8 protein-coding genes are annotated in these 10583 nt (G+C 62.0%); 3 read left to right on the forward strand and 5 right to left on the reverse strand.

From position 1 onward, the window contains the following. Positions 1-101: 101 nt before the first annotated feature. The 3 genes from V5E97_RS37995 to V5E97_RS38005 all read right to left on the reverse strand — a co-directional run bounded on the left by V5E97_RS37995 (position 102) and on the right by V5E97_RS38005 (position 3857). On the reverse strand, positions 102-1655 hold the full coding sequence (locus tag V5E97_RS37995; protein WP_406696747.1) for a Gfo/Idh/MocA family protein: 1554 nt from the start codon (positions 1653-1655) through the stop codon (positions 102-104). 97 nt (positions 1656-1752) lie between these two features. Next, positions 1753-2676 carry a DoxX family protein gene (locus V5E97_RS38000; RefSeq protein WP_406696748.1) on the reverse strand — a complete coding sequence of 308 codons (924 nt, stop codon included), beginning with the start codon at positions 2674-2676 and terminating at the stop codon, positions 1753-1755. Positions 2677-2789: 113 nt separating this feature from the next. Then, the gene (locus V5E97_RS38005; protein ID WP_406696749.1) at positions 2790-3857 is read right to left on the reverse strand and encodes an FAD:protein FMN transferase; all 1068 of its coding nucleotides are present in this window, start codon (positions 3855-3857) and stop codon (positions 2790-2792) included. Positions 3858-4138: 281 nt separating this feature from the next. On the opposite strand from V5E97_RS38005, the gene V5E97_RS38010 reads away from it, so the two are divergent. Further along, complete coding sequence (locus V5E97_RS38010) at positions 4139-5698, forward strand: hypothetical protein (RefSeq protein WP_406696750.1); 1560 nt, start codon at positions 4139-4141, stop codon at positions 5696-5698. A 214-nt stretch (positions 5699-5912) separates the two neighbouring features. Here V5E97_RS38010 and V5E97_RS38015 read toward each other — a convergent pair whose 3' ends face one another. Continuing rightward, the gene (locus V5E97_RS38015; RefSeq protein ID WP_406696751.1) at positions 5913-6959 is read right to left on the reverse strand and encodes a TIM barrel protein; all 1047 of its coding nucleotides are present in this window, start codon (positions 6957-6959) and stop codon (positions 5913-5915) included. Between the two features lie 174 nt (positions 6960-7133). Here V5E97_RS38015 and V5E97_RS38020 point away from each other — a divergent pair, with 174 nt between their 5' ends. Then, positions 7134-7433, forward strand: a complete 300-nt coding sequence (locus tag V5E97_RS38020; protein WP_406696752.1) for a hypothetical protein — start codon at positions 7134-7136, stop codon at positions 7431-7433. Between the two features lie 34 nt (positions 7434-7467). Next, a complete protein-coding gene (locus V5E97_RS38025; protein ID WP_406696753.1) occupies positions 7468-9189 on the forward strand; it encodes a M3 family oligoendopeptidase in 1722 nt (573 codons plus the stop codon). 213 nt (positions 9190-9402) lie between these two features. On the opposite strand, the gene V5E97_RS38030 is transcribed toward V5E97_RS38025, so the two are convergent. Further along, positions 9403-10575: a potassium channel family protein gene (locus V5E97_RS38030; RefSeq protein WP_406696754.1), complete on the reverse strand. Its 1173-nt coding sequence runs from the start codon at positions 10573-10575 to the stop codon at positions 9403-9405. Positions 10576-10583 lie beyond the last annotated feature (8 nt).

Below are 10583 nucleotides of genomic sequence, written 5' to 3' on the forward strand. Positions count from 1 at the left end.
ATCGAACACGCCCCCATCCTGGATCCCTGGTGGGACCTGGACGGGGGCGTGGCGAAGCTTCACGTTCAGTCTCGAGCCGGGCTGGCTCAGCTCAGTTCAGCTCAGGATCGCTTGGCGATGGCGTGTTCCGACCCTTCGGGAACCTCGTCCGACGTGTAGTCGAACCAACGTTCGTCGAACTCGATCCGCCGCTTCTGCTTCATCGCCAGGTTGCTGGTCAACGCGATGACCGCGTCGGCGAGGGCCACTTCACCCCGGCAGCGAGGCTGATGTTCCTTGTCCTCGTGGTAGTTCGACTCGTTGCCATGGCGAATGCAGTAGGCGAAGTGCTCGAGTTCTTCGCGGTAACCGCGTGACGGGTCGGCCGTGGCCAGGCCTCCCAGTGCAGTCGCCGCGGACGGACCGGCCGTGCTCGGGCTGGCTTCGATCAGCGGCTTCTTGCCTGCCTTCTCGAGCGCGATGCTGGTCAAGCGTGAGGTCCCGGAAGCGCCCGCTTCCTTGTAAAGCAGGATCTCCTTCTCCTCCTCGATGATCATCGTCCCGCGAGAACCCATGATCGTCTCGCCGTACTTCTCGAACGAGTTGGTGTTGATCGAGGAGTAGGTCACGACGACGTGATCGTGCTTCGCCTTGCCGGGGAACTCGAAGGTGACGAAAACGTGGTCGTCCACCTCGCGACCGTCGGTATAGAGGTACGTACCGCCGATGCCCGTCACGGCCAACGGGTGCTTCTTGCCCAAGAAGATCGAGCAAGCGTCGAGCTGGTGGCTGCCGAGCTCGGCCATCAAGCCGGCGCCTGTCTTGTTGTAAAGCCTCCAGCGCACCAGTTGGTCGAGGCTATCGTATCCGTACTTCTTGAAATCAACCTTCTTGTCCAGGTCGTCGATCTTGGGCTTCCAGCCGTCGAGGTAGACGATGCTCCCGGCTTCGTCGCGAAGCGGCACGACCAGACCCGTCTCGGGGTCGAAGACCGGTTTGCCGTCCTTGAGCGTCGGCGCGGGGCGTGCGTTGTTGCGATGCCAGAGGGCGCGAATGTGTCGGACGTCGCCAAGGAGGTCGTTCTGGACGAGGTAGTTGGCGTTGTCGTAGAGCACCGAGTAATGCCGCTGGTGGCCGATGGCCAGAAGCTTGTTCGTCTCCCGAGCAACGCGGCACATCTCTTTACATTCACGGACGTTATGCGCCATCAGCTTTTCGCAGAAGACGTGCTTGCCCGCTTTCATCGCCTCAATGGCGATCGGCGCGTGGAGCCAGAGCGGCAAGGCGATCACGACCACTTCGACGTCGGGATCGGCGAGCATCTCCTTGTGGTCGTTGTACTTCTTGAGCTTCTTGACGTCTTCGGTGGTGTACTGCTTGTGCGCGGAGAACTCTTTGACGGCCCGCGCCTGGTTGGACGGCCGGATATCGCAATAGCCGATGTAGTCCAGGTAGTCGCGGTTATGATCATGGATCATGGCCCCGCAACCTTCATTGCCGGTGCCGATGATCGCAGCGCGAACTGGGGGCCGGTCCAGCTTCTCATAGCCGAAGTAGAAGGCGCCAAGGGCCGGTGCCGCGGCGGCGGCCTTGAGTACGTCGCGGCGAGAGACGCCGAGCACGCGGTTCGCGTTCTCGCGGCCCAGGGTACGCTGCTCGGGGGTCAAGCTACCCATTTGATGAATCCCTCTCGGGTCAGGAGGTCCTGGGATGGTTCAAACCGCTCAGGGGCAAAATCGGTATCGGGCCAGTGGCTTTGGCCAATCATCGAGGCTAGCGAGACCGTGCGGACGCAGGCTCCGACTCGGCTTCGGCAAGTTCTCGGGCCAGCTCGCGACGGCGACGGCGGCCGCCGAAGAGCAGGGCGTCGATCCCGATCCAGGAGCCGGTCGGAATGCAAGCCAGGGCAAGGCACGCAAGCATCTCGATCAGGTTCTTGTTGACGATGAAGTAGTGTCCCTCGGCCATCGGGTTCGCTGGTAAGCCGGGCCAGGGGGGCATGCTCAGGTAGATCTGGCCGAGGAAGACCGCGCCCGCCAGGGCCGCGAGCGGCGAGAAGAGGCCGAGAATCAGGCAGACCCCCATGATGACCAGCCCCCACATCGTCGACAGGTTGACCCAATCGAGCGTGGTGCGTGGGGGCACAACGGGTCCGGCGGACTTCTGCTGCTCCGGAGTGGCCAGCAGCGTGACCGCGCTCCGCAACGACTCACCTCGCGCATCAAGGTCGGCGATCAATGACCTGCGATCCGCATCGAGATCTTTGCGCTTGGCCGCGGCCCGTTCACGTTCATACGAGAGGGCGTTGGGGTTTTGTTCGATCGCCTGGACTTTTCCCAACTCGACGAAGTACTTCCGCCGATTCTCTTTCGTTTCATGATCCTCGAACCAGATGTCGGCGTAGTCTTCGCTATCTTTGAGCTCGAGCTGAGCTTTGTCGCGCTGCGCCTGGTCGAAGTGGTAATGCGAGGCGATCCGGTCGACATCCGCCTTCCAGCTAGCCTTGCGATCATCGGGATTGAGCTTGTGAATGCTGTTCACATCGGGGATGAGCCCACGGAACACAGGCGCAAGCGGCCCGGTCGAAAAACGGAGATACGGCTCGGCTGTGAAGGCCTTGCCCGCTTTCCGCGTGGTCTCGACCTTTTCCAGCCCTTCGTAGAGGAAGTGCCAGCCAATCGCGATCCTCAAGAGCACGAGGAAGAGCGCCCCAAGAAATCCGGGATAGTAACGTCGCGAGGCAGCCAGGGGAGTCCTCCTTTGCTCAGAACAACGAGCGAATCAGGAAAGTAAGCTTCGGCCCCAATTTTTCAGGGGTCCCGCAAGAAATCATCGTCGGTCAGGTTGAGGGTGACGATCGATGGCGAACCATCGACATCGCCTTCGTTCACAAAAATCGCCCCGATCTCCGGATGGGCGGTCACATAAGCCGCCGCGGCATCGGGGCCGAGCAAGAAGAAAGCGGTCGAGAGGGCGTCGGCCTCGGCCGCCGTGGGGGCCACGACGGTGACGCTGGCCGGGCCAAACGCCGGCTCACCCGTCCTTGGGTCGAGGATATGGCCATAGACCCGACCGTCGGCCTCGAACTGCTGAAAATCGGTGCCCGAAGTTCCCATTCCCCGGTTCCGGAGCCGAAGCACCCCGAGCGGCGTCTCGGGCTGGAACGGGTTACGGACCGCGATTTCCCAACGGTCGCCGAATCGTCCGGGGGGAGAGCCAAGGGCGTACAGGCTCGATCGTCCCCCGTGAATCAAGGTCGAGGTCGGCCACCAGTAGGCTTCGACGACTTTGACCGCGCAGTCGATCGCGTAGCCCTTACCGATACTCCCAAGGTTGATCGCCACTCCGGCGCGGTCAAACGCCACCGTTCGTCGCTCGGGATCGAGCGTCAAATGGTGCTGGCCAGTTCGGTCCCGAGCCTCTGCCAGGACGGCCGCCTCGGGCACATGCTTTGGCCCCTTGAAGAACCCCCAGGCCGCGGAGAGGGCGCCGGTGGCGACGTCATATGCTCCACCCGTCGCCCGGCCCAGTTCCATGGCGCGCTCGAGCAAGTGGAACAGGCCTGGCTCAACCTCGATCGGTCCGAGATGGGCCGACGCGTTCAGCCGGCTGACCTCCGAATCATCCCGATAGACCGTCAACTGGGTCTCGAGCTCGTCGATCCGGTCGAGAACCCGACCAGCCAGGTCGGCCGCGCCCGGGGTGTTGGCTGCGAGCCGCACCTCGAAATACGACCCCATCGCCGGCCGAGTCGCCTTGATCAGGTCGCCGGAGCTCGGACGATCGCTCGAGAGGGGGTCGGAGACAGGCGTAGCGTCGTTGAACCGCCGAAGGCGCAACAGATCGCGACGGTTGACGCGGGGACGCGGGTGCCTCACAGAACACCTCGGCAGCCAAGAAAAAAAAGAGGCCAGGGCAGGAGAGTCGAACTCGTCTGAGAGCGGCTGCGGCCACGGGGGAAGAACGGCCGTTGGCCGCTAGCGAGGGGCAAGCCTTTACTCAGTATAACCGATCATGTTCCGGCGAAAAGGGGGTTACCGCCCGATCGTCCTGGACGCACGACGAGAAACAGGGCGTGTTCTATGGTTCCAAAAGGCGTGAGGCACGAGCCCAGCGGCGTTTGCGAACCGAAATGGAAAAGGCGGGGATGATGACATGGATGCGCAGGTTGACTCCGGGAATGCCGGACCTGGTCTTCGGTGTCGTCCTGGTCACGGTCTTGATCGGTGGCCGGACGGGTCTGCTGAACGACCCGGGGACGTTCTGGCACGTCCGGCTCGGCCGCGAGATCATGCGGACGGGCGATGTTCCCCGGTTCGACACCCTGACTTACACCAAGGAGCGGACCCCCTGGGTCGACCAGTCCTGGGCCTTCGACCTGGCCCTGGCGGCGGTCGTGGACCGGGGCGGATGGTCGACGGCGATCGCGGTCACCAGCCTCGCCCTGGCGGCATTTTATGGGAGTCTGGCGCGCCGGCTCATGCGCGAGGGGATCGCCCCGATCATCGCCGCGGTGGTCACGATTCTGGTGGTCGGGATGAGCACGATCCACTTCTTGATCCGCCCTCATCTCTTCACCCTGCTCTTCGTTTTCTGGATGCTCCAGCTCTGCCAGCGCCAGCATGAGCGCGGGGGCTGGACTATTCTGCTCGCGCCTTGGCTGATGGTACCCTGGGCCAATATTCACGGTGGCTTCCTCGCCGGCCCCCTGATCCTCCTCACCGCCGGCTTCGGGCATGCCATCTCGGGTCCGTGGAACGAATCGAAAAAGCGCAATCTTTTAATATTCGCGGCGGCCTTCGTCCTTTGTCTGCTGACCCCGCTGATCAATCCGTATGGGATCGGGCTCTATCGCCACGTATTCCATTTGCTCAGAACGAGCGGTGTCACGCAACTGATCCAGGAGTACCAGCCAATTCCGTTTGGCAAGCCTGAATTCCGCGTGGTCGAGTGGTTCATCCTCGCCCTGATTGCCTTGCCGACATTCTCCTCCCGACGGATGAGTCGCTACGACCTCACCCACAGTTTGGTCTGGCTCCACTTTGCGCTGGGATCGGTCCGCCACGTCCCCCTCTTCGCGATTGTCGTCGCGCCGGGGTTGGCAAAGCTCCTGGACGGTTTGCCGCTTGCCTCTCGCGACCTCGGACGGAACAGTGCCCGCTGGACCCTCTGGCCGATGGCCATCTCGGCAGGTGTGTTTCTCGCCCTCGTCTCCGGGATCAGTTTCGGAGGCTTCAGCCCCGAGAAATGGCCCCTCAACTCGCTCGCAATCCTCGATCAACAGCCGGTTGAATCTCGCCTTTTCCACGAGCAGGACTGGGGAGGTTTGATCGAGGCCGAGTGCCGTCCCGTCCGCCAAGCCTACGTCGACGATCGGTTCGAGCTCTTCGGCAAAGCGAGCCTCCTCAACTACTTCAACGCCCTGCAAGGAGGTCCCGACTGGGATGAGCTTCAGGCCCAGGAGCAATTCCGCCTGGTCTGGATCAAGCCCGAGCGTGGCCTGGCGAAACGGCTCACCGCCGACCCGCAATGGCAGACCCTCTCGCGTGACAGTGTCTCGGTCCTGTTCGGCCGAAAAGCCGATCAGCCCGGACAACGGAGCTCGGATCAGGCGCTCGGAAAAATTCGGGTGAGAAGCGACAACACGAACTCGTCAGGGGGTGTTCCTCGACGAGGAACACCCCCTGACACCTCGGCTCTGGAATCTCCACTCGACTAAGAGTCTGTCCCAGAAGGTGAATCCCACGGGAGCTTTTGAATGATCTGCTGGGTGCCATGCGGTTCCGTACTCGGAACCCATGCGGGAATGCCTTGGCCTGGCGCGCACGGGTTCCGAGTACGGAACCCGTGGCACCCAAACGGCCTTCAATTTTCGGTTTCCCTGAACTTACGAGACAGACTCTAAGAATCACCAGGGCCGGGGCACTGTCCGATCATTTCCTTCCGGTCAGTGCGTTGAGAATCAGCATCTCGAGCTGCTCATACTGCCGCGCCTCGCGGAGCTCCTCGACCTTCTTCATATCGAGCTCTCGGACGATCTCGAGCAGGCGCAGGAACATCGTCTTGGAGTGGCTGAGGTGCTTCATCGAGTCTTCGACGCTGGTGGTCCGCATCGCTTTGACGTCGAGGCCCACGCATTCGCCGTTACGGCCGAAGCCGTTGGTCTCGAGGGTCAGCACCTGGTCGAAGGCCCGACGCAGGTCAACAGATCCGAAGACCTTGTCCTGATCGTACTTAAGCCCGTTCTGGTCGTTCAGGTGGACGCTCCAGAGTTTGTTGTGATAGAGTGCGTACGCCATGTCGTCGGCCGGATCCAGGCCCGCGAGAATCGAGTGAGCGCTCTCGATCAGGACACCGGAGCGGCTCGGGTCGACCGTCTTGTAGGCGATCCCGACCATATGGCCGACGGTGGGCAGGTAGGCCTGATCCATCGGCTCGTTGGGCTTGGCCTCGCCCATCACACGGATGTCCGGGTCATGCTCGAGGATCGTATTCCAGGCGTCGACGATCCGGCCGACCGCGGTCTTGGCGTCCTTGGCCTCGCGGATGTAGGAACCTTCGCGAGCGAGCCAGAGGACGTAGTTGCGGCAGCCGACTTCACGGGCGATGTCGACGGCGCGCTTGGCCCGATCGAGGGCGTACTTGCGATCGCTCGCGCTGTTGGCTGTGAATCCGCCGTCGACGGTCCGGGGATCTTCCCAGAGCCGAGGGGCGACGATCTCGACAAACAAGCCCTCGCCGTCGAGCATCGACTTGACTTCCGCCACCCCTTTGAGCGTGGCGGGCCAGTCGAGGTCGGCCGGAACGATGTCGTCGTCATGCATTTGGACGGCGTCGAAACCGAGTTCTTTGTACGCTTTGATCTTGCGGGCGAAGTCGATTTCTTTCCGGGCAGGGGGGCCAAACGGGTCAGCGCCGGTGCTGATGTTCCAGGGGCCGAACGAAAACTGGTACTTGGTGGGAGAGGCGCCGTTGGCCATACAGGTCATTCCTCTTTAGAATCAGGGCAGGTGCCGAGGGATCGGGTGCGATTCGTTTTCCGAGCTTCGCAGACCCCTCGGAGAAACTTTGGCCCTAACTTAGCGAGCCGTCGCGACTTTTGCGCGATCATTTTTCGGGCGGAACTGTCGCTGGCCGAGAGGACCGGGAGCACCATGCGGCTCTGGCACCTAACTTTTGCGATCGTTCTGATTGCCCTCGGCTTGACGATCGCCCAGGACCCCGTCGGCGTCGTGGCGATTATTGTATTCGTCACCGGTCTGGGCGAGGTCGTGGTAGGCACCACCGCGATCCTGGCACTCTTCCAGACCCTTGGCTCGCTCGGCCACGCCAAAGGGCTTTTCGCACACGCCGAAGCCCTGGTCGCCACGACGGTGGTTCTTGCGGTCTCCACGGCGATCATGACTGGCTGGATTTTTATCGGTGCTTGGATCGTTCAGGTCGTCGTGGCTTGAACGAAGGTTTCGTCCGATTGTTGCGGGGTTTTCCATGGGTTCGACTGCTTACGTCCCTGAACCGTTTCCTCGGCGCTGGCTTCCGGCTGATGCCGAGCTGACCACCTGGGAGAAGATCGAACCCTGGTATCGCCGACTGCTCGACCAGCCGATCGAGTCGGCCGACGCGCTAGAGCAGTGGCTATTCGCCGTCGGCGAGTTGAACGCGGCGGTCGGACAGGTCGGGACCAAACGCTACGTGGCCATGACCTGCCAGACCGACGATCCCGAACGCGAGGCGGCTTACCTCGAATTCGTGCGCGACATCGAGCCCCGTCTCAAACCCGTTCACAACGAGATTCGGACCAAGTACCTCGACTCGCCGCACCGCTCGACCTTGCCCAGCGATCGCTATCACGTTTTCGACCGGGCCCAGGAGAACCGTCGGGCGCTCTATCGCGAGGCCAACATTCCCCGCGAGACCGAACTGTCGGAGTTGGATCAGCAGTATCAGAAGATCGTCGGCGCCATGACGGTCAACTTCCAGGGCGAAGAACGAACGCCCTCACAGATGGCCCCGTTCCTCGAAGAAAACGACCGGTCGATCCGCCAGACCGCCTGGGAGCTCGTCGCCAATCGCCGACTGGCCGAGCGAGACACGCTCGATGGCCTGTTCGACCAGATGGTGAAGCTTCGTGTCGAGGTCGCGCGGGAGGCCGACTTCCCGAACTACGTCGAGTACGCCTACCGGCTCCGTGAGCGGTTCGACTATGGGATCAACGAGGCGGTCGCGTTCCAATCGGCCATCGAGCGCGTCGTCGTCCCGCTGGCCCGGCGGATCCAGGAGGAGCGGAAACAGTCACTCGGGATCGATTCACTTCGCCCCTGGGACGTCGCGGTCGACCCCCTCGGCCGCGCTCCGCTCCGCCCGTTCAGCGAGATCGATCGGTTGGCGGAAGGGTCCGAAGCGATTTTCGCGGACGTTGATCCCGAGCTCGGCCAGCAGTTCGCTTACCTCCGCGCAAACGGTCTGCTCGACCTGGCCAACCGCAAAGGGAAAGCGCCAGGGGGCTATCAAACGACGCTGGAAGACGACCGGCTCCCGTTCATCTTCATGAACGCGGTCGGCCTCGATGGCGACGTACGCACGCTCCTGCATGAAGGGGGGCACGCGTTCCACGCCCTGGCCAGCCGCGGCGAAACGCTCTCGGCCTATCGAGAAAGTCCGATCGAGTTCTGCGAAGTGGCCTCGATGTCCATGGAGTTGCTCGGCGCCCGTAATCTCGAGTTGTTTTATTCGGCCGACGATGCCAACCGCTCGTACCGTCAACTGCTTGAAGGGATCGTCCTGATCCTCCCTTGGATCGCCACAGTCGACGCCTTCCAGCACTGGGTCTACAACCATCCGAACCACACCCACGAGCAACGCAGCGAAGCGTGGTCCGGGCTCATCGACCGTTTCGGTGGGATCGTCGACTGGACGGGCCTGGAGGAGGCCAAGGCCAACTCATGGCACCGCCAACTGCATATTTTCCTCTATCCGTTCTATTACATCGAGTATGGCATCGCCCAGCTTGGGGCCTTGCAGATCTGGCAGCGAAGCCTGTCCGATCGTGCCGAGGCCGTAGCAGCCTACCGACGCGCCTTGGCCCTCGGGGGAGCCCGTCCCTTGCCCGACCTGTTCACGGCCGCGGGGATCCGGTTCGATTTCAGTGAGCAGACCTTGCGTCCCTTGATGGATGCCATCGGCAAGGAACTGGATCAACTCGGTCCTTGAGAAGCGAAGGTCCGCCCCTGTGAGATTCTCAGGCAATCTCATGTCGGTAATACCGACATGAGATTGCTTTGGAGTGGGCACGACCCAACAACTTCCGGCTCTGCCTGAGCGACATCGACAGGGTCCAGCACTTCCCGCCTGTCCCTTGGACTTCAATCGTCAGACCAAAAATATCCCGACTTGTCAGCTCAGTCGACGCTCCCCAAGCTCAGTTCACGAAGTCCGAGTGACGGGGGGGACCGTCGGCAGATTCTGAGCGGCGAGGAGGAAGACCCGGCTCAGGAGGATCAACTGGTCATCCGCCTTGACGGGACCGGCCTCATTGCCGATTGGGTTCAAGATCATCTCGTCGCCGCGCTGAAGTCCGATCAGAAGACAGCATTTCTTGTCGTCGCGATAGCGAAGAAACATACTTGAGATTTCGACGAAGTCGCGGCCGACGAGTTCGCTGGGGACGGGATACAGATACATCTCGTTGGCGTCACGGCCCACGGTGAGCAGTTCTTGGTAGACCCGGGTCATCCCATGATAGATCGCCGTTCGGGCGAGGAGCCTCAGTCCGAGCTCGTCGGAAGAGATGATCTCGTCGGCGCCCGCCTTGAGAAGGCGATGGCGATTTTCCGGGTTCCGGCATTCGACCGCGACGTTGGGCCGTTGCGTCCCTTTGCAGATGTCACGGATCGCGATGCAGGTGAGGATGGACTTGCCGTCGGCGTATTCCCGTTGCCGCTCGTCGACCAGGACGACGACCGAGTGTGCCGTGGTGACTCGCGCCCGTCTGAGGATAATCTCGTTGGTCGGATCGCCCTTGACGATATAGACATCATTGAATGCAGCGTCATCCTGGTGGTCGGGCAGGTCGATCTGTTCGGTCTCGTCGTGGATGATGACGACCGGGCGTTTGTCCTGGATGATCTTGCTATGGACCTCGCGGATCCAGGCGAGGCCCCGCGGCCCCCAGTTGCAGAGCACGAGGTGATCGTCCATCTCAAAATGCGACACGTCGCGTCTCCGCAATTGGTGTTCGACGAGGACGGAAGCCACGGTCCCCGTAAATAAACCGGCCAGGCCCACACCCGTGCCCAGAAGAACCATGGCGAAAAACCGCCCCAGCGTGGTCTTCGGAGAGTTGTCCAGACCGCTGAAAAGAAGTACCCAGACGTTGAAGAAGGACTCGCTCCACGTCTCGAAGTCCGAATGAGTTCCCTGCTCGGCCAGATGGAGGCCGATGCTCCCGAAGACCCAGGCCACGCTGATCGCCGCGACGATCCGAAGGACCTGGTTCCGGTTCCAGTTGTGAAGCGCGGCGAGGACCAAATCCCGGAGCGGACGAGACGTCGTCACCTCGATGGCGGACTTGCGAAACGAAGAAAACTTTTGCGGCATGTTGTTCC

It is taken from the genome of Singulisphaera photorubra (assembly GCF_045290345.1).
Classification (GTDB): domain Bacteria; phylum Planctomycetota; class Planctomycetia; order Isosphaerales; family Isosphaeraceae; genus Singulisphaera.

Coding starts and splice junctions, on each gene's coding strand:
- V5E97_RS37995 (WP_406696747.1), bottom strand. CDS start 1,655: ATGGGTAGCTTGACCCCCGAGCAGCGTACCCTGGGCCGCGAGAACGCG.
- V5E97_RS38010 (WP_406696750.1), top strand. CDS start 4,139: ATGCGCAGGTTGACTCCGGGAATGCCGGACCTGGTCTTCGGTGTCGTC.
- V5E97_RS38015 (WP_406696751.1), bottom strand. CDS start 6,959: ATGGCCAACGGCGCCTCTCCCACCAAGTACCAGTTTTCGTTCGGCCCC.
- V5E97_RS38020 (WP_406696752.1), top strand. CDS start 7,134: ATGCGGCTCTGGCACCTAACTTTTGCGATCGTTCTGATTGCCCTCGGC.
- V5E97_RS38025 (WP_406696753.1), top strand. CDS start 7,468: ATGGGTTCGACTGCTTACGTCCCTGAACCGTTTCCTCGGCGCTGGCTT.
- V5E97_RS38030 (WP_406696754.1), bottom strand. CDS start 10,575: ATGCCGCAAAAGTTTTCTTCGTTTCGCAAGTCCGCCATCGAGGTGACG.